Genomic DNA, 19,307 nt, shown 5'->3' with positions numbered 1-19,307 from the left:
TATTATTTCATCAATTTTATTACATTTGAAAAAATACATTATAGAATCATGAATGATATTATTGCATATTTTGGTACAATTCCATCTTCGCATCGAAGTTTAATTTTGATAGGAGGAATAACTATTTTTTGGTTGATTGAAAATGCTTTTCCGCTTTTTCAAATGCAGTATAAAAAATGGCATCACGCAGGAATAAATATCTTTTTTACAGTTACTACGATTATAGTCAATTTTGTTTTGGCTTTTATTTTAATAAAAACTGCAGCTTGGACAACTGAGAATCATTTTGGAATTTTGCAGTGGCTTCCAGAAATGCCACTTTGGCTTTATGCCATAATTGGTTTGCTTTTACTTGATTTAATTGGTGCTTATTTGGCGCATTTAGTACAACATAAAGTGAAGTTTTTATGGCGATTTCATCTTATTCATCATACCGATACTTGGATTGACACGACAACTGCAAACAGGCATCATCCGGGGGAAAGCGTAATTCGGTTTATATTTACAACTTTAGGCGTTTTAATTGTGGGAAGTCCAATGTGGATGGTTTTTCTGTATCAATCATTATCTGTAATCGCTTCGCAATTCAATCATGCTAATATTTCATTGCCAAATAAACTTGATGTTTTCTTGAGCTACTTTATTGTTTCTCCAAATATGCATAAAGTTCATCATCATTATGTACTGCCTTACACAGACAGTAATTATGGGAATATTTTTTCAGTTTGGGACCGACTTTTCAGCACTTTTACCACTTTACCAAAAGACCAGCTGATTTATGGAGTAGATACTCATCCAGAGCCCGAAGAACATAACAAATTGAAAAATTTATTACAAATTCCGTTTCAAAAATCAAGATCAGCAAAAAACAGTTAAAATCAGCAAAAAAAATATAGTTCGGAGTACCAACTAATTATTTTTTTTATTAATATTGATATATAAAATGAAAATCAATCTATTAATCATTAACCTCTATTTTGAATTAATTTTCACGAGATGAAAAAGAGTAACCGCAAAGAATTGAATTGGGAACAAACGGAAAGACTTGTTTCTTTAGCTTTAGAAGAAAAAAATCCATTTGAAATTATAAAAAAAGAATTTGGATTAGCAGAAAAGGAAGTTCTGGAAATCATGAAAAAGAAGATGCCTGTAGAAAAATTTGAAATGTGGAAAAAGAAGGCAATTGCAAATAAACCAAAACCAAAACCAGTCAAAATTGATGACTTTGATGAAGATTTGGATGGTAAATATTACATAAAAAACAAACTAGACTAAAAGAAAACTCCTGAAATTCAGGAGTTTTTTTTTATATTTATATAAAGTGTGTAACATTTTCATAATTTATAAGTCAAATACACAAAACTAAACGCGAACAAATGAAAAAAATAATCTACACACTAGCTCTTGCTGTAACATTATGGAGCTGTAAAACCGGAAGCACATCGGGAGATGCAAAAAGCAAAACGGTTGATGTCAACATTAACCTTGTTGATGTAAAAGACGACAAAGTTTTGGTGACTGTAACGCCTCCTGCAATTAAAACGGATGAAATTATTTACAGTATCCCTAAGACGGTTCCTGGAACTTATTCTACAGATAATTATGGTAAATATTCAGACGATTTTAAAGCTTTTGATGCCAAAGGAAACGAACTAACTGTAAAAAGAATTGACGATAATTCTTGGTCAATTTCGAATGCAAAAACACTTAAAAAAATCACTTATTTAGTTGGCGATACTTTCGATACTGAAAAAGGAACTGGTTTTGGTAATGATGACGTATTTTCACCAGCAGGAACAAACATTAATGCTGGAGTAAACTTCATGGTTAACACACATGGTTTTGTAGGTTATTTTCAAGATAAACTAGATGTTCCTTATAAAGTTACAATTACACATCCAGAAACACTTTGGGGCGCGACGTCGATGACAGATGAAGATGCAAGCAAAACAAGTGATGTTTTTGTAACGCCTCGTTATGCTGTTTTGGTTGAAAATCCAATTATGTATTCTAAGCCAGATTACACGACATTCAACGTAAACGGAATGGATATTTTAATTGCTGTGTATTCTCCAACTGGAAAATTTACTGCTGAAAGCATCACTCCGGAAATGAAAACGATGATGACGGCGCAGAAAAACTTTTTAGGAAAAATTAATTCGACTAAAAAATATACTGTTTTATTGTATTTATCAAGCTTAGCAAAAGATGATGCGCATGGTTTCGGAGCTTTAGAGCACCCAACGGCTACAACAGTTGTATTGCCAGAATCAATGCCTAAAGAAAAGTTGGTTGAATCAATGAAAGATGTGGTTTCGCACGAGTTTTTCCATATTGTAACACCATTGACAATTCACTCAAAAGAAATTCAGTTTTTTGATTACAATGCTCCAAAAATGTCAGAGCATTTATGGATGTATGAAGGTGTAACAGAGTACTTTGCAAACCTTTTCCAAATCAACCAAGGTTTGATCGACGAAGCTGAATTTTATACTCGTATTGCTGACAAAATTGAGCAGGCAAAAGGTTTAAATGATACTATGTCATTTACTGTAATGAGTAAAAACGTTTTACAGGAACCTTACAAAGATCAATATTTAAACGTATATCAAAAAGGGGCACTGATTGGTATGTGTATTGACATAATCATTAGAGAAAAGAGCAACGGAGAAAGAGGAATTCTTGACTTAATGCACAAATTATCAAATGAATACGGAATTGAAAAACCATTCAACGATGAGGAGCTTTTTGCAAAAATTACACAACTGACTTATCCTGAAGTTGGAGAATTTTTAACTAAATATGTGGCCGGAACTACGCCAATTCCTTATGATGTTTATTTAGCTAAAGTAGGTGTAACAAAAGCAACTGAGAAAAAATCGGGTCCAATTTTCCTTAAAGGACAAACTCCTTATATTTCTGTAAACAAACAAACTCAAGAAATTACTGTTCGTTCTGATATTGAACCGAATGATTTTTTCAAAAACCTTAATCTTAAAGGCGGAGATGTTATTGTTGCAATAAACGATAAACCATATTCTCTAGCAAATATTTACGAATTAATTACAGAAAGTGACAACTGGAAAGAAAATGATCCAATTACTGTAAAAATTAAACGTGCTGGAAAAGAAGAAACTATTAAAGGAACTGTAAAACATCCTTATGAAGAATCAGAAACTTTTAAAGCTACTGATGCTTCAAAAGAAAAACTTAAAAATGCATGGTTAAAAGGGTAATTTCTTTTAATACAATATAAAAAAACCGACAAGTGATTGTCGGTTTTTTTTATGATTCATTATGTGCTATGTAACTTTGTCAAAGTTTTTAAAATGCGTTTATTTCTTCACTGGAAATTTCCAAGCAAATTCATCTTTATCATTGATGATCGCTCCAATTTCGAACTTTACCACTTCATCAAATTCTGTTTGAAGAATAAACCAATTGTCTTCATTGAAGTAATTTTCAAAAGTATCAAAAGTCTCCTGATTGTATTTTGTAATGCCTTTTGCAGCGAAATCTTTCTTTACATCAGCAATTTTTCTTCCGATTATTTTGAATCCGAAAACTTCTAAATCATTGCTTGAAGCAACAAGATACCCTAACTTCAAATCTTCTTCTTCATAAAATGTCAATCTGATTTTGTGTAAATTATATACAAAAATCACATTGTCATCTTCGTCTTTATAGTTTTTATCAGGCTTTCCAAAAACGGCTGTAACGTCGTTTTGTTTCATTCCGAAAAGCAATTTATCGATTCCTGATTTTAGATTTATTTTCATATTTGATTGTCTTTAATTGAAATGCAAATTTCGTGAAGTTTTTATAAAATTGGGTACAATTCTGTTTTTATTAAAATTAATTATTTAATACGTCCAACTTTTCTAGCAACTGTGATGTAATCTTCAGATTCAACAAAGTTTATAGCTTCTAAAATTATCCGATTCAACGCATCTATTTCACTTTGGGATATGTTTGTTCCGAATTTAGCAGCTTTAATTTCTGAAAGTATTTCCTTCTCTAATGATGATCTTATCTCAACTTCCTTTCTGTTCAACAAGAGGCTCCCAGGAACTAAACTATTTTCAATTTGTCTTTTACTTTTTTCTAAAATGACTTTTTGTACAAAATCAATTTCATAAAAAATTGAATTATCTTTTTTCATTTTTAATGTGACAGTTCCCCCATCCATCCAGACACCAACATTTTCAATTATAATTTCCTTTTCCATTTGAAATTAATTACGAATAAAATTCTTTTTATTCGGTTTACTACTCATATAAAATGTAATTTTCCCACCCTTCATAACATCTGAATGTTTTAAGAAAGGTTCAGAAAGTTCTTTCCCATTCAATAAAACTTTGCTCACAAACACATTTTTATCGGATTGATTTACGGTTTCAACTTCGAATTTTTTTCCATTTTCTAAATTAAAAGTTGCATTCTTTACTAAGGGACTTCCTAATACATATTCGTCTGAACCCGGTGCAACAGGATAAAATCCTAAACTGCTGAAAATATACCAAGCACTCATTTGTCCGAAATCATCATTTCCTCCTAAACCGTCGGCACCATTTCGATACATTTTTTTCAAAATCATTCTGATTTTATCTTGTGCTTTCCAAGGCGAATCTGTCCAATTGTATAAATAAACTACATGATGCGAAGGCTCATTTCCGTGAACATAATTTCCGATGATTCCGTCTCTTGTAATATCTTCGGTATTTTCGAAATATTTATCCGGCAAATGCATGTTGAATAATGAATCCAAACGAACTTTGAATTTATCATTTCCACCCATCATTTTAATCATATCGGCAGGATCTTGTGGGACATACAAACTGTAATTCCATGAATTCCCTTCAATAAAACCTTGTCCATGTGTATCCAGCGGATCAAATTCTTTCTTGAAAGTTCCGTCATTTAATTTAGGACGCATGAATCCGGTTTTCTCATCGTAAACGTTTTTATAGTTTTTAGATCGCTCGATGAATTCATTATAAATGGCTGTTTTGCCTAATTTTTTCGCTGCCTGCGCAATCGCCCAGTCATCATAAGCATATTCTAAAGTTTTTGAAACCGAAGCGCCATTTTTATCTTCGGGAACATAACCCATTTTCATATAATATTCCAATCCGTCATAATAAGGAACTTTCGCTGTATTAACACAAGCCTGAAGTGCCTTTTCGGCATCAAATTTTATATTTCCTTTTACTATCGCATCAGCAACCACTGAAACCGAATGATAACCAATCATGCACCAGTTTTCATTTGCATAATGTGACCAGATTGGTAACATTTTATGCACACTCTGATCTGAATGTGCCAACATCGAACTTACCATATCGGCATTTCTTGCAGGCTGTATAATGTTGAAAAAAGGATGCAAAGCTCTATAAGTATCCCACAATGAATAACTTGTGTAATTTTTAAAGTTTTCGGCTTTATGAACGTTCATATCCAAGCCTTTGTAATTCCCGTCAAGATCCATGTATTCTGTTGGACCTAAAAAAGCGTGATACATTGCGGTGTAAAAATTTACGTAATCTTCTTTCTGAATGGCTTCAATCTGAATTTTATTCAGCTCATTGTTCCAAACTTCCTGGCTCTGTTTTTTTACTTTTTCGAAATCCCAGCTTGGAACTTCTTTTTTCATGTTTTCTAATGCGCCAGCTGAACTTACTGGAGATAAAGCCATTTTGATTTTGATTTTTTCGCCTTCTTCGGTATTAAAATCAAAAAATAATTTTAGATTTTGCCCTGCCATTTCTGGGAAATTTTTCGTCTGATCAAATCTTCCCCAAAAACCTCTGTAAACACTTTTTTCTTGCGCAGCTTGTCCATAGTTTTTAATTGGTTTGCTGAAAGACATTGCAAAATAAACAGTTCTGGTTCTTGCCCATCCATTTGTCTGGCGGTAACCGGTTATTAAAGTATCGTTTTCAACACGAACAAATGTCCAAACATTTTTCTTGTCGTAATTATAGATCCCTGATGTTAAATCAAGAATAATATGCGCTTCATCTGACTTTGGAAAAGTATATTGATGCATTCCGACTCTGGTTGTAGCAGTCAATTCGGCTTTAATTTTATGATCTTCTAAAAAAACGCTGTAATATGCTGATTCTGCTTTTTCAGTCGAATGTGAAAATGCTGATCTGTATCCTGATTCTGGTTTTGATGCAATGCCCGGATTTAACTGCAGTTTTCCAGTTGTTGGCATAATTAAAAAATCTCCTAAATCGGAGTGCCCTGTGCCGCTGAAATGCGTGTGGCTGAAACCTACAATCGTTTTATCTTCATATTGATAACCTGCGCAATATTTATAAACTTCGCCATTGTATTTTCCGTTTAAGCTGTAGGCAATGGTATCGGTTTCTGGACTCAATTGAACGCTTCCAAATGGTACTGTTGCGCCTGGATAGGTGTGTCCCATTCTTGCGGTTCCTATCATTGGGTCAACATATTGAATTAAGTTTCGTTTTTCAACTTTTTTTTTCTGTGCATTTGAAATGGTACCAAGCATCAAAAATGAAAATCCGAAAAGAAGGCTTTTGCAGTTTATTCTATTCATTGGGTATTTTTTAAAATCATTACATTTTTATCTAAAAACAAATCAGGTATTTACTAAAACGATTTACCTGTGTTTTTAGGTTAGAAAAATACAACAAAATATGCTTTTAAAAAATATAAATTTTAGCACAATTTAAACTGGAGTGAAGTCCAGCCCTACAATTTGACTCGAGCCTAATGGCTCTTTACAATGATTCTGTTCATTTTTTTGATTCTATGAAAAAATGCGATCGATTTAAAAAATATATACAATCAAGAAAAGTTCTGAAGGAACGATTTATATTGTAGAGCTTGATTTTAATCTCGTTGAAAAATAGTTTGAGCCTTTGGCCGTTTTTTATTATAGTTTGTTTTTAAGGTTTTCTTTTACCTCATCAAACCATTCATTTTTAAGAATGCTTAAAACTATTGAATCACGTCTGAGATTGTTGTCTCTTGTTGGCATATTGCTTCTTAAAACACCTTCGACTTTACAGCCAATGCTTTTCATCGCAGCGATGCTTCTTTCATTATTATTATCTGCGCGAAATTCAACTCTTTCTAATCCAAGTGTTTCAAAGGCAAACTGAAGAAGTAAAAATTTGCAGTGTTTGTTTAAACCTGTTCCTCTAAAAGCCGAACCATACCAAGTATAACCTAACTGCAAAGTTTTAAAATCAAGATTGATATCGTAGAAGCGGGTTGAACCGGCATACCTTTGAGATTTTTTATCGAAGACTATAAAGGGAAATTCTTTTTCGCTTTCTCTTGCTTTTATTGCTTGCTGAATATAATTGATCAAATTTTCTTTTCCATCTGCGCCAACTAATGAATATTTCCAAGTTTCTGGCTCATTGATTGAGATATCCAATAAATTTTCTACATCTGATTCTTGAAGCGGACGTAATAAAACGGAATCGTCTTCTAAAATGATATTGTCTGTGAAATTGAAATTTGATGTTTTATTCATAATTTATTTTTTGTTTGTTAAATTATTCTTCAAATATAATGTCCCTACGGGACAAATAATAATTGGTGATATTTTAAATTCTACCAATATTTGATCTCTCCGAGATATTTCTTCTAATTTATACACTCCGATAGGAGTAAAATATTGGTAGCAAAAAAAAATCATCTTAATAAAAAAAGCCCCATTAGGGACTTTACTTTTCTGCTTTTATTTTTCTAAAGTCTATAATTTCTTTTCAAAAAATTATTCACTCATTTCATCATAACGTTCTGGAACTTGAGGATCATACAACGGACACTTAAATTCTTCCATTACAGAAACCAATTGATTCATGGTTTTGCCTTCGGTTCCATAACAATCAATTTTTATGCTTTGTGGTGTTGTAATTACTTGAAAAGCACCTTTTCCTGCATTATTTTTCCAACTGTTTTCATCGACTCTTTCCCATTTTGAAAATACCGAATTGATTCTGTTGATAATTACATCGACTGGAAGAACGGCAAGCCCTTCGATCTCTTCTTTCTCAATAAGAGCTTCATAAACTTCCTGGTTGTTCAGGTAAATTTCATCTAAATATCTCCAAAAAAGCAGTTCGTACATAATGAAATGTTTTTAAACCATATAAGTGATATAAGTTCATATTAAAAGCGCTTGAAAAAGTAACTAAAATGAACTTATATCACTTATATGTGAATTATTTTAATATTCGAATGTTCCGTATTCGCTGGTAATAGTAAGCTTTTTAGCATCTGCTTCTTCTACTCTTCCTACGATTTGTGCATCAACATTGAATGATTTTGAAATCTCAATAATATCTTGTGCAATATTTTCTGGAACATAAATTTCCATACGATGGCCACAGTTGAAAACCTGATACATTTCTTTCCAATCTGTTTTTGATTGCTCCTGAATTAACTTGAACAATGGTGGCACTGGAAATAAATTGTCTTTTATGATATGTAAATTTTGAACAAAATGAAGAATTTTAGTTTGTGCTCCTCCACTGCAATGGACCATTCCGTGGATATCTGCCGGAGTATATTTATCTAAAATTTTCTTGATGATTGGCGCGTAAGTCCTTGTTGGTGAAAGCACTAATTGTCCAGCATTTATTGGACTGTTTTCAACTTCATCAGTTAAATTAACTTGTCCAGAATAAATTAGTTCTTCTGGAACCGCTGCATCGTAGCTTTCTGGATATTTTTTAGCTAAATATTTACCGAAAACATCGTGACGTGCAGAAGTTAATCCGTTACTTCCCATTCCTCCATTATAGCCTTTTTCATAAGAAGCTTGACCAAAAGAAGCCAAACCAACAATTACGTCTCCAGCTTTAATGTTTGCGTTATCTACAACATCAGAACGCTTCATTCTTGCCGTTACTGTCGAGTCAACAATTATTGTACGCACAACATCTCCAACATCTGCAGTTTCTCCGCCTGTTGAATGAATGGTTACTCCAAAAGATTTTAATTCGTTGATTAATTCTTCTGTCCCGTTAATGATTGCTGAAATAACTTCGGCCGGAATTAAGTTTTTATTTCTTCCGATTGTTGATGAAAGCAAGATATTATCTGTTGCTCCAACACATAATAAATCATCAATATTCATGATTAAAGCATCTTGAGCAATTCCTTTCCAAACAGAAAGATCTCCAGTTTCCTTCCAATACATATACGCTAATGACGATTTTGTACCAGCGCCGTCAGCGTGCATAATCAAACAATGTTCTGAATCTTGGGTAAGATAATCAGGAACAATTTTACAAAATGCCTGTGGAAATAAACCTTTATCGATATTTTTTATGGCGTTGTGTACGTCTTCTTTTGATGCCGAAACACCTCTTTGTGCGTACCTTTTGCTAGAATCTGAACTCATGAAAATTAGTTTGTGTTGATGTGATGCAAAGATAATCCCTTTTTTTAATTCTTTGGTTGCTCTCCAATTTAAAATTAGATTTTATTCGGTCTTACTATCCTAATTTAGCAAATGAATGTTTCAAAAAAAAAACGGCAATGAGAACACTGCCGGTTTTTTAAATTCAAATTATTCGAAAATTCTGATATTTTATTTCCAGTCTGGCATTGACGCATTCTGGAACAAGGTTGTTCTTGTACTAGTGCCACTACTGTCTGATGTTGTACTGACGGTTTGAATATTTTTGGCCGACAATCCATCATTGGATGTATTTACAAAAATAACTTTTGCTTCATTTGGTGAAAATTTCACATCAAGATCGTTGAAACCATTTTCTTTATTTGAAGCTAATTCTGCCGATGTATTTGTTGCTACAGTATAGATAAATATTCGAGAATCTAATCGTCTGTAATTTGCATTTTCAAATCCAGAGACATCTCGAGTGTACACAACACTCTTATTGTCAATAGAAATATCAATTCCGCTTGCTCCGCCGGTCACGCCAGAAAGCACTGTGTATAAAACATTTCCGCTCATGTCTATTGCGTAAATTTCAACACTGTATCCTGACACATCATTTACTTTTAAGATAATCCGACTGCCATCGCGGCTCCATTCACATTCTGAAATAAATTTACCATTTGGTGTTTTAAACAGTTGCACTAAACCTGATCCATCAGAATCAATACGATAGAGCTTGTCAAAATTTGGATAAATAAGCTGTCTTCCATTTGTGCTCCAAGCATAACTTACATTATCCATATTAAAGCCGGCTATAGGGACAAAATTTGTTATTTTTTTGACATCGGTGCCATCCGGATTCATACTGAAAATTTGATTTAAAGATCCATCAGAACTGATATAGGCAATTCTGTTGATGCTTAAATTTTTTCGTGGTCTATAGCTGTTGACTTCAGCAGAAGATAATTGAACTTCATTTCCTGCATCATCTGCTGTAAAAATCACATTATTGTTTTTTATTTTCTTAACATACATGTATCTCGGATTCGGGAAAGCCAATGTTGTAAACGAATTTGTCACACTATTTATAGGCTTATTGATTCCGTCATCTACAGATACCTGCCAATAATATTTGGTACTAAAACTTAAATCTTTAATCGCTAAAGTTGTTGTTTTTAGATCAGAATAGGTTTTGACTTCATCTGTAGTTCCGTTTTTTACTGTTACTGTATAGGTAAGCGGATCTCCCTCTGGATCTTTTGCAGTCCATGTTAAGTTTAAGCTTAAGGCTTGACCAACAGCATTATCTACAGGAGCCGTAAGAACTGGAATTTCTGGCGGTTTATTAGTTGCCGTTGACACTTCTAACTCAAAAATAAGTTCGATTTCAATGTCTTTTTCAATTGTAGCCGGTTGAAATCTGGCAATAAAACCATCTTTTTGAGCCTGAAATGCATATTTACCTGCTGACACTTTATCAATTTTAAAGTATCCATCCTTATCCGTATAAACAGTGCTCGTTGTGGGGTTTGAAGACACACGGGCATTTTCGATTCCTTTGTAGGTTCGAACATCAACAACTCTTCCTTTTACAGATCCTGTTCCTCCTTCCTCGAACCCTTCTTCGCTGCAAGAAATTAAAAGAATAAAGCACGCCAAAATTTTTAATCCTATTTTCATTTGAGACTGAATTTTATTAAACTTATATTGAACTTAATCCTTTAATCATTAGTTATTAAAGATTTAAAGGCTGCTATTTTTTCTTATAATTAAGATTTTTAGGGAAATAATAGGTCATTCCTAAACCAAATCGATAGAAATAATCATCCCGGACTCCAGCAACCAAGTGATCGACATTATCACTAAAAGCCGCATTAAATTCGCCGTAGAGCTTTATTCCAACATGTGGTGAAACGAGATATTCAAGTCCTGCTCCAGCTTGTATTTTTGCGTGAAAGTTTTCACGATGATGATCAAATTCGAATCCTGTTCCAGCAAATACATAAGGAGTAAATACGTCCCGGGGCAATACGATGCATTCCAGATTTAAATCTAAAGAGAGATAACCGTAATCCATATAATTTTTATTTGCTACCTGAAAAGCGTTTGATGACGCACTAAGGTTGAACATGGGAGAAAAAAAGAACTTCAATGCACCTCTTACCATCGGCATAGGTTTCGGGTTTGGATAATCACCTTGCATTAGGGTTGTTCCCCCTACGGCTTCAATTCCAAATCGTGCTCTTCTGTTTTCGCTTAAATTTCTGTTATATAACTGAGCTAAATCGGCATCGCTTTTTTCTTTATCGTATTGGGCTACAAAATCGTCAACTTGTTTTTGTGGTGCGTCTACTGTCCAAAGTTTATCTTTGATTCCGTCTACGATAAGTCCTTCAACCGCTTTTTCAATTGCTTCAGTAACGGCCATTTGAATGGGTTCGTTTCGCGTAAAACCTGTTTCAACTTCTAGAAGTCTATTTAAGTTAACATATCTAAATAAACTTGCGTCGACACTTTGCGATAGAATAGTTTTAGAAACATAAACTGTATTTAAAATTTTTCCGTTAGAAGTAGAAACCAATCTTAAATAAACAGTAACGCGGTCTTGTCTGTATTGTGTTGAACCTCCAGCTCCAAAATATCTTGCACCAAAACCTCCGGTAATAATATTGGTATCATAAGAAATAATTCCACCTTCAAGCAAAACACCTGCAAATAAAAGCGGTGTCAAAACTGCCTCATTGGGTTCTGTTTTTGATGCATATTCCTGGCGAGTTGAACGAATAATATTTCGCTCATTTAAAAGGTTACCAAGGTTTTCACGTTCAATAGGTACAAACCATTTTGAGTCCTGAAGTGCTTTAATTAAGATTGATGTTGCACCTTGTGTAACAGCGGTACTAAAGGTACTCCCTAATTCGGTAGGCTTATATTGTCCAGTCTGGTCTTTAAATTTATAAACACCTACAACTACCTGTTCTTTTGGTTTTGGCATTTCTACCAATTTAGCAGTTGCGGGAGTATTTTCTCCATAAACGGCTTTTTGCACCCCAACAGGCTGATTAAAATATGCTCCACATCCTGAGAATAGGCAAATTAATAAAAATAGAAAAAGGGGACTTTTATTCATAATCTTAATTATTTACAGTAATACATGAACCTAACTATCACTAAAATTCAAATCTATTGACCTGGCAAAATTACTTGTGTCTGCTCGCCAGTGTCTGTATCAAGTACATCGACTACCAATCCTAAATTGGAATGGTAAATATCAATTGATAAAGTTCCAAATACATAAGTTCCCGGAGAAAGCTGACCTGTGCCAGTTCCCGTTCCTGTACCTGTACCAGTGCCTGTTCCTGTACCAGTTCCTGCGACTCCAGTGGTTGATCCGAATTGATTGCCAAATAAAGAATTTGAAAGTCTGTTCAGTAATTGATTATTCAAATTACTTTTAAAACGCTCCAAATCGGTCTGCTGTTTATACGCCGAAGTGTTGTCTTCCTTATAATCATTCTGAGCCTGAGCTGAACTTAACAGCCAAGGATAATTGAAAGTGTCTCCTCCAAAATTTGGGTTTGCAGGCTTATAAGCAAGGTTTTGTGCTATCGAAATAGTAGTAAAACCAAATAAGCAAACGAGTAATGCTATAGTTTTCATATAGATACTTTTTTTATTATTTTGAACATTAAATAGTAAACTCTTTATCGAAAAAAATATACTCAATTACAAATTTTAGTATTGAGTAATCATCTTACTTTGCTTTTCCTGATCTTTAAAATACTTGAATAATTTTGAAGCAGATGATTCTGCCATGTATTTTAAGAAATCTTCATCAGGACGTGAAATAAACTCCTCTATAATATCACTATCTACTAATATTGTAATTTTTGTTGTGCGTCCAAAAGTCAATTCTTCTTGAACGTTGACAATTTTAGTAGTATGAACTTTTAGTTTAGAATATTGCGCATAAAACATATCATAAAAATCATTTCCCAACTTTGTTTTGGTATCATTGGCCACAATTCCAACCATTTCGATACCATCAACAGGGACAGATTTTCCTGCATCTGATTCTGTTTCTTCATTAAAAACAATTCGATCTTTGCCTATTATTGCATTGGCTTCATCATAAATCAGCAACATTACAATCACTTCATCCTGTTTGGTATAATTGACTTGCGTTTTTGACAATTCAACTTTTTGAATAGGCTCCAATGTTACTCTTCCGTCTTGAGCGTTTGTTGATTTATTCGAATTTGATTTGTTTTTCTTGAATACACTTAGCTTATATGAAATATTCTTAAACTCTGATTTTAAATTTTCTGCAGTTCCTGTTATAAATAATAAATTTTCAATTTCTTTCACTTCAATTTTCGCTTTTACCTCTTTGTTGTATTCGGTTTGTGAAAATCCATTTTCAGAAAAAAAAATAAAAAAAGTTGCAACAATTATGTTCAGATACTTTTTCATGATCTTAGCGATTGAATACGTAAATAGTACCAGAATTTCCAGATTGATTAATGATCATATCTTTGGATATCGAATTTGATCCAGTACTGACTATCGTTAAATTATTGCCTTCTTGATTGACTTTCATTTGTTCAGCTCCGCGGGAGTAAAATGAAACATCACTTATATAATTATTATTACCGGACTGTATATAGGATTGGTTTATTTCGTCTGCTTTTTTGTAGACATTCATGTAGTTATTGTTACCAGTTTGCTGTGCAGTTACATTAGCATTATTACTGATAATAGTTAAATTGGCTTGATTGTAATTGCCAATTTGAGCGATTTTGACTATATTATGACTTATAATATATTGGTTTGTATTCTGATTTTGATTGCGATTGTTTGATTCATTCATGGCTATAACATAATCATTCATATTCCCATCAATTGATTGTGAGAATACAATTCCTGTAAAAAGAAAAAATAAGATTACAATAGCTTTCATAATTTTTGAAATAATAAAAAAAGGAAGAACTGATTATATCGAGTCCTTCCTTTTCTTGGTTTTTTTAGTTTGCCTGTAGCACTACGCTGCCATTTAAGAACCCAGCTTGAGTAACAGTACTAACATTTCCCCATCCTAATTGTGCTGTCAAAGCATAGTTAGCAACTCCGTATTGATCAATACTAGAATAGTTTCCAATTCCAAGCTGAATTGTTGAAGCTGAATTGAATAATCCTTCTTGATAAGTTTCAGATACGTTGCCCCATCCAAATTGATAAGCACTAGCATCGTTGCCCCAACCTACTTGAACTGCACTAGAACTATTAAAGAATCCGATTTGTGTTAGATCAGCATCATTGTCAATTCCAAATTGGAAAACTGTAGCACTATTTCCTAATAGTGGACCTTGTTCAATATCAGAAGTATTTCCCCATCCAATTTGTGTAACTGAAGCAGAGTTTCCAATACCTAATTGATCAATAGTTGATGAGTTATCAACACCTATTTGAAGAACAGTTGCAGTATTTAAAATACCATCTTGTTGAACATCTGAATCATTTGATCCAACTTGAACAACTAATGCTCCATTTAAAAAACCGCTTTGGTCAACATTACTAGTGTTTTGTGCCAAGGCAACACCTACAAACAGCATCGCGGAGATGCTTAGAATTACTTTTTTCATAATAAATATATTTAATTGGTTATTAATACAAATTATTATGCAGGTTGTAATTTGGGGATGCGAAATTTGGGCTTTTTCGAACGAAATCTATACTAGAAATTTGGGCTTATTTCTTGATTTCTTTTTCAAAATTAGGAAACTTATCGAAAATCAAAACAGGTATAAATACGTATTTTACAAGAACTTAACGTGTTTTCGATGAACTGTGAAACTATCTCGATGAACTGCCATTTTTGATTTTTTACTTAGTAAGAAAATACTTATTTCTTATAATTTCTTTACATTTATGGCTAAACAGACGTTAAAAAAACTTATAAAGGGGGTTATTTTAACATATTCATAAAAAAAAGCCTGTCTTTTTGAGACAGGCTTTAACTAAATGTTTGCAAAATGTTATTTAGTGAATAATAACTCTCTATATTTTGTTAAAGTCCAAGTTTCATCATCAACTAATAATTCTAATTTATCAGAATGTGAACGAATATCTTCAAAATAAGGTTTTACTTTATTACAATAAGCTTCTGCCATTTTTTGAGCATCGGTCAATTGATTGGCTTTTTTTCTTTCATTAGTCATTGCCAATACTTTAGAATTGATTCCTTCAATATGACCTGAGATTTCTTTAATTAAAGTAATTTGCTCTTTTGCAATGTTTTCAAATTCTTTTCCAAAGATTTCTTTTAAACCTTTTACATTTTCAATTAAAGTATTTTGGTAACGAATTGCAGTCGGAATAACATGGTTTCTAGCAATATCACCTAAAACTCTTCCTTCAATCTGGATTTTCTTAGTATATTCCTCTAATTCAATCTCATAACGCGCTTCTGCTTCAACATGATTAAAAATTCCAAGTTTTTCAAATAAGTCTAAAGCTTGTTTCGAAACTTTGGCTTTAATAGCTTCTGGAGTTGTTTTAAAATTACTTAAACCTCTTTTTGCTGCTTCTTTTTCCCAAGCTTCGCTGTAACCGTCGCCTTCAAAAAGAATCTTTTTTGATTGTTTGATGTATTCTCTTAATACATTAAAAATGGCATCATCTTTTTTCATGTCTTTCGACTCGATCAAATTCTCTACTTCATTTTTAAAGTCAATCAACTGTTTTGCTACAATTGCATTCAAAGTTGTCATTGCATTCGAACAGTTTGAATTTGAACCAACAGCTCTAAACTCAAATTTATTTCCTGTAAAAGCAAATGGTGAAGTTCTGTTTCTGTCTGTATTATCTAATAATACGTCTGGAATTTTACCAACAACGTTTAATTTAAGATCTGTTTTTTCTTCCGGAGAAAGTTTTCCGGTTGTAACACTTTCTAATTCAGATAAAACTTTTGTCAACTGCGCTCCAATAAATACCGACATAATTGCTGGCGGTGCTTCGTTTGCACCTAGCCTGTGGTCATTACTTGCTGTTGCGATAGAAGCTCTTAATAAGGTTTCATTATCATTTACTGCTTTTATCGTATTAATAAAGAACGTCAAAAATTGTAAATTGCTCATTGGCGTTTTACTCGGACTCAATAAATTAACTCCAGTATCTGTTGCCAATGACCAGTTGTTATGTTTTCCTGAACCGTTTACACCTTTAAATGGTTTTTCGTGAAATAGTACTTTAAAATCATGACGTTCTGCAACTCTCTGCATCACATCCATTAATAAAGAGTTGTGATCAACCGCTAAATTCGTTTCTTCAAAAATTGGTGCCAACTCAAATTGGTTTGGGGCTACTTCATTATGACGCGTTTTTACCGGAATTCCCAATAACATACATTCCTGCTCCAAATCTCTCATATAAGTAAGAGCACGAGTTGGAATAGAACCAAAATAATGATCGTCTAACTGCTGTCCTTTTGCAGAGGTATGTCCTAATAATGTTCTTCCCGTCATCATTAAGTCAGGACGAGAATTTGCTAAAGCTTTATCAATCAAGAAATATTCTTGCTCCCAACCTAAAGTTGCAGTTACCTTTTTTACGTTTTTGTCAAAATACTTACAAACTTCTGTAGCCGCTTCATCAATTGCAGATAATGCTCTTAATAAAGGTATTTTATTATCTAAAGCTTCTCCTGTATAAGCGATGAAAACTGTAGGGATACATAAAGTTGTACCATATATAAAAGCTGGAGATGTAGGATCCCAAGCTGTATAACCTCTTGCTTCAAATGTATTTCTGATTCCTCCGTTTGGAAAACTAGATGCATCTGGCTCTTGCTGTACCAATTGTGCGCCGCCAAATTTCTCTACAGGATCGCTTCCGTCATACGAAGTTTCAAAAAATGCATCATGTTTTTCTGCAGTAGTTCCCGTTAATGGCTGAAACCAGTGTGTATAATGTGTTACGCCTTTGGCCAAAGCCCATTCTTTCATCCCCATGGCAATATAATCTGCCAGTTTTCTCTCTATTTTAGTTCCATGCTGAATCGCATCTCGCACTCCTTTTAAAGCATCTGAAGTTAGGTACTGCTTCATTGCTTTTTCATTAAACACATTTGAACCAAAAAGATTTGATTTTCTATCAATTTCTTCAAAGTGTACCGGCTTTCTAGTAGAAGCTTCTTTTAAAGCTTGAAAACGTAATGTTGACATGTATAATATTTTTAAGAATTCGTAATAATTTTCACTAAAAAATGAGGAACAAATATAAACAATAAAAGTGCCTGTTTAGAATATAAGTTTTAGATTTTTGAACAGTGATTTCTCAATAGATCATGCTTTTTTTAGAGAATAACCAAACGCATTCAAGAAATGTAACAAAAAACAGCAATAATCCCCATTAAATAAACATTTTTTCATAATTTCTTAACTCAAAAAATCAAAAATAGTCCTTAATTATTACGAATTTATTTTTTATAGTGGTTAAAAATTGCTTTTTTAAAAATATACCCCTGCGAAAATTATGCTTCTCTAAAAAATTATACTCCGCAAAACAAAATAGCCCCCTAATTTTTAGGAGTAAAAAAATAAATCTATATTTGACCCAGCGAAAAAACAAAAAAAATAAATTTATATTATTATGGCTAAAATTAAGTTAGAGTACATTTGGTTAGATGGATACGAGCCAACTCAAAATCTTAGAAGTAAAACTAAAGTTGAAGAGCACGAAAATTTCAAAGGAACATTAGAAGAACTTGGAAATTGGTCATTTGATGGTTCATCAACTAAACAAGCTGAAGGTGGTTCTTCTGACTGTCTTTTAGTTCCAGTTGCAATTTATCCAGATCCAACTCGTATCAATGGATGGTTAGTAATGTCTGAAGTTATGTATGCTGACGGAACTCCACACCCATCTAACGGAAGAGCTACAATTGATGATGAAGATGATGATTTTTGGTTTGGTTTCGAGCAAGAGTATTTCATCATGGATACTAAAACTCAACTTCCACTTGGTTTCCCAGTTGGAGGATACCCTGCTCCACAAGGGATGTACTACTGTTCAGTAGGTGGAAAAAACACACACGGAAGAAAATTAGTTGAAGAGCATGCTGATTTATGTATCGCTGCTGGAATCAACTTTGAAGGAATCAACCAAGAGGTTGCTTGCGGACAATGGGAATTCCAATTATTCGCTAAAGGAGCTAAAAAAGCTGGAGATGAAATCTGGGTTGCTCGTTACTTATTAGATCGTTTGACTGAGAAATATGGTTACTATATTGAATATCACCCAAAACCTCTAGGAGATACTGACTGGAATGGTTCTGGAATGCACGCTAACTTCTCTAACAATGTATTGAGAACTTGCGGAGATCAAGCTACTTACGAAAGAATTTGTGAGGCTTTCCGTCCTGTTACTGCTGAGCACATCGCAGTTTACGGAGCTTACAATGACCAACGTTTAACTGGTAAACACGAAACTGCTTCTATCCACGATTTCTCTTATGGAGTTTCAGACAGAGGATGTTCTATCAGAATTCCTTTGATGACTGTTCAAAAAGGATGGAAAGGATGGTTGGAAGACAGAAGACCAGCTTCAAACGGAGATCCATACAAAATTGCTGCAAGAATTATCAAAACTGTTAAATCAGCGCTATAATTCAAAGCTTAATTTATATTCTAAAAGTGCCAGTTTTATTACTGGCACTTTTTTTATTTTATAGCGTGAGCAGAATCGAAATACAGTACAGTTTGTCATTCCGAGGAACGAGGAATCTCCGTAAGAAACTCCGCTCCCATAATCCCATCTTTATAGAGCTTCTTGCAGAGATTCCTCGTTCCTCGGAATGACAAGAGTGTGTTAAACTTTGACAAAGTTCTAATAAACAACAATTGTCACA

General features: G+C 33.4%; 17 protein-coding genes. 4 read left to right on the top strand and 13 right to left on the bottom strand.

The features are described from left to right. The first annotated feature begins 48 nt into the window (after positions 1-48). The 3 genes from RB619_RS01320 to RB619_RS01310 all read left to right on the top strand — a co-directional run bounded on the left by RB619_RS01320 (position 49) and on the right by RB619_RS01310 (position 3,236). Positions 49-876 (top strand): sterol desaturase family protein, encoded by an 828-nt coding sequence (locus tag RB619_RS01320; RefSeq protein ID WP_308093168.1) that lies wholly within the window; start codon positions 49-51, stop codon positions 874-876. A gap of 120 nt (positions 877-996) precedes the next feature. Further along, a complete protein-coding gene (locus RB619_RS01315) occupies positions 997-1,275 on the top strand; it encodes a DUF2805 domain-containing protein (RefSeq protein WP_155100609.1) in 279 nt (92 codons plus the stop codon). 101 nt (positions 1,276-1,376) lie between these two features. Then, positions 1,377-3,236 (top strand): PDZ domain-containing protein, encoded by a 1,860-nt coding sequence (locus RB619_RS01310; RefSeq protein WP_308093166.1) that lies wholly within the window; start codon positions 1,377-1,379, stop codon positions 3,234-3,236. A 99-nt stretch (positions 3,237-3,335) separates the two neighbouring features. Here RB619_RS01310 and RB619_RS01305 read toward each other — a convergent pair whose 3' ends face one another. The 13 genes from RB619_RS01305 to RB619_RS01245 form a co-directional block, all read right to left on the bottom strand. Next, entirely contained in the window at positions 3,336-3,779 is a 444-nt protein-coding gene (locus tag RB619_RS01305) for a hypothetical protein (protein WP_308093165.1), read from the bottom strand. A gap of 80 nt (positions 3,780-3,859) precedes the next feature. After that, positions 3,860-4,228: a hypothetical protein gene (locus RB619_RS01300; protein ID WP_308093163.1), complete on the bottom strand. Its 369-nt coding sequence runs from the start codon at positions 4,226-4,228 to the stop codon at positions 3,860-3,862. 6 nt (positions 4,229-4,234) lie between these two features. Continuing rightward, positions 4,235-6,571 (bottom strand): GH92 family glycosyl hydrolase, encoded by a 2,337-nt coding sequence (locus RB619_RS01295; RefSeq protein WP_308093160.1) that lies wholly within the window; start codon positions 6,569-6,571, stop codon positions 4,235-4,237. Between the two features lie 339 nt (positions 6,572-6,910). Beyond that, positions 6,911-7,519 carry a GNAT family protein gene (locus RB619_RS01290; protein ID WP_308093159.1) on the bottom strand — a complete coding sequence of 203 codons (609 nt, stop codon included), beginning with the start codon at positions 7,517-7,519 and terminating at the stop codon, positions 6,911-6,913. A 243-nt stretch (positions 7,520-7,762) separates the two neighbouring features. Further along, the gene (locus tag RB619_RS01285) at positions 7,763-8,119 is read right to left on the bottom strand and encodes a hypothetical protein (RefSeq protein ID WP_308093157.1); all 357 of its coding nucleotides are present in this window, start codon (positions 8,117-8,119) and stop codon (positions 7,763-7,765) included. 99 nt (positions 8,120-8,218) lie between these two features. After that, the gene (locus RB619_RS01280) at positions 8,219-9,397 is read right to left on the bottom strand and encodes an AIR synthase related protein (protein WP_308093155.1); all 1,179 of its coding nucleotides are present in this window, start codon (positions 9,395-9,397) and stop codon (positions 8,219-8,221) included. 189 nt (positions 9,398-9,586) lie between these two features. Further along, entirely contained in the window at positions 9,587-11,077 is a 1,491-nt protein-coding gene (locus RB619_RS01275) for a carboxypeptidase regulatory-like domain-containing protein (protein WP_308093153.1), read from the bottom strand. 73 nt (positions 11,078-11,150) lie between these two features. Then, positions 11,151-12,527 carry a CsgG/HfaB family protein gene (locus tag RB619_RS01270; protein WP_308093149.1) on the bottom strand — a complete coding sequence of 459 codons (1,377 nt, stop codon included), beginning with the start codon at positions 12,525-12,527 and terminating at the stop codon, positions 11,151-11,153. A 53-nt stretch (positions 12,528-12,580) separates the two neighbouring features. Next, a complete protein-coding gene (locus tag RB619_RS01265) occupies positions 12,581-13,057 on the bottom strand; it encodes a curli assembly protein CsgF (protein ID WP_308093147.1) in 477 nt (158 codons plus the stop codon). Positions 13,058-13,132: 75 nt separating this feature from the next. Continuing rightward, positions 13,133-13,870, bottom strand: coding sequence for a CsgE family curli-type amyloid fiber assembly protein (locus tag RB619_RS01260; protein WP_308093144.1), 738 nt, complete (start codon positions 13,868-13,870; stop codon positions 13,133-13,135). 4 nt (positions 13,871-13,874) lie between these two features. Further along, entirely contained in the window at positions 13,875-14,357 is a 483-nt protein-coding gene (locus RB619_RS01255) for a hypothetical protein (protein WP_308093142.1), read from the bottom strand. Positions 14,358-14,421: 64 nt separating this feature from the next. Further along, positions 14,422-15,039: a hypothetical protein gene (locus tag RB619_RS01250; protein WP_308093140.1), complete on the bottom strand. Its 618-nt coding sequence runs from the start codon at positions 15,037-15,039 to the stop codon at positions 14,422-14,424. A 393-nt stretch (positions 15,040-15,432) separates the two neighbouring features. Continuing rightward, a complete protein-coding gene (locus RB619_RS01245) occupies positions 15,433-17,622 on the bottom strand; it encodes a glutamine synthetase III (protein WP_308093138.1) in 2,190 nt (729 codons plus the stop codon). Between the two features lie 427 nt (positions 17,623-18,049). Between RB619_RS01245 and RB619_RS01240 the strand changes: the two genes are divergently transcribed. Beyond that, positions 18,050-19,066: a glutamine synthetase beta-grasp domain-containing protein gene (locus tag RB619_RS01240; protein WP_035648945.1), complete on the top strand. Its 1,017-nt coding sequence runs from the start codon at positions 18,050-18,052 to the stop codon at positions 19,064-19,066. The last annotated feature ends 241 nt before the right edge of the window (positions 19,067-19,307 follow it).

It is taken from the genome of Flavobacterium sp. LHD-80, assembly GCF_030929605.1.
Classification (GTDB): Bacteria; Bacteroidota; Bacteroidia; order Flavobacteriales; family Flavobacteriaceae; genus Flavobacterium.
The sequence above is the reverse complement of the archived record's forward strand: the minus strand, read 5'-3'. Positions and strand labels throughout refer to the sequence as shown.

Excerpts from the sequence above, each read along its gene's own strand:
- RB619_RS01320 (WP_308093168.1), top strand. The coding sequence starts at position 49 with ATGAATGATATTATTGCATATTTTGGTACAATTCCATCTTCGCATCGA.
- RB619_RS01315 (WP_155100609.1), top strand. The coding sequence starts at position 997 with ATGAAAAAGAGTAACCGCAAAGAATTGAATTGGGAACAAACGGAAAGA.
- RB619_RS01310 (WP_308093166.1), top strand. The coding sequence starts at position 1,377 with ATGAAAAAAATAATCTACACACTAGCTCTTGCTGTAACATTATGGAGC.
- RB619_RS01305 (WP_308093165.1), bottom strand. The coding sequence starts at position 3,779 with ATGAAAATAAATCTAAAATCAGGAATCGATAAATTGCTTTTCGGAATG.
- RB619_RS01300 (WP_308093163.1), bottom strand. The coding sequence starts at position 4,228 with ATGGAAAAGGAAATTATAATTGAAAATGTTGGTGTCTGGATGGATGGG.
- RB619_RS01295 (WP_308093160.1), bottom strand. The coding sequence starts at position 6,571 with ATGAATAGAATAAACTGCAAAAGCCTTCTTTTCGGATTTTCATTTTTG.
- RB619_RS01290 (WP_308093159.1), bottom strand. The coding sequence starts at position 7,519 with ATGAATAAAACATCAAATTTCAATTTCACAGACAATATCATTTTAGAA.
- RB619_RS01285 (WP_308093157.1), bottom strand. The coding sequence starts at position 8,119 with ATGTACGAACTGCTTTTTTGGAGATATTTAGATGAAATTTACCTGAAC.
- RB619_RS01280 (WP_308093155.1), bottom strand. The coding sequence starts at position 9,397 with ATGAGTTCAGATTCTAGCAAAAGGTACGCACAAAGAGGTGTTTCGGCA.
- RB619_RS01275 (WP_308093153.1), bottom strand. The coding sequence starts at position 11,077 with ATGAAAATAGGATTAAAAATTTTGGCGTGCTTTATTCTTTTAATTTCT.
- RB619_RS01270 (WP_308093149.1), bottom strand. The coding sequence starts at position 12,527 with ATGAATAAAAGTCCCCTTTTTCTATTTTTATTAATTTGCCTATTCTCA.
- RB619_RS01265 (WP_308093147.1), bottom strand. The coding sequence starts at position 13,057 with ATGAAAACTATAGCATTACTCGTTTGCTTATTTGGTTTTACTACTATT.
- RB619_RS01260 (WP_308093144.1), bottom strand. The coding sequence starts at position 13,870 with ATGAAAAAGTATCTGAACATAATTGTTGCAACTTTTTTTATTTTTTTT.
- RB619_RS01255 (WP_308093142.1), bottom strand. The coding sequence starts at position 14,357 with ATGAAAGCTATTGTAATCTTATTTTTTCTTTTTACAGGAATTGTATTC.
- RB619_RS01250 (WP_308093140.1), bottom strand. The coding sequence starts at position 15,039 with ATGAAAAAAGTAATTCTAAGCATCTCCGCGATGCTGTTTGTAGGTGTT.
- RB619_RS01245 (WP_308093138.1), bottom strand. The coding sequence starts at position 17,622 with ATGTCAACATTACGTTTTCAAGCTTTAAAAGAAGCTTCTACTAGAAAG.
- RB619_RS01240 (WP_035648945.1), top strand. The coding sequence starts at position 18,050 with ATGGCTAAAATTAAGTTAGAGTACATTTGGTTAGATGGATACGAGCCA.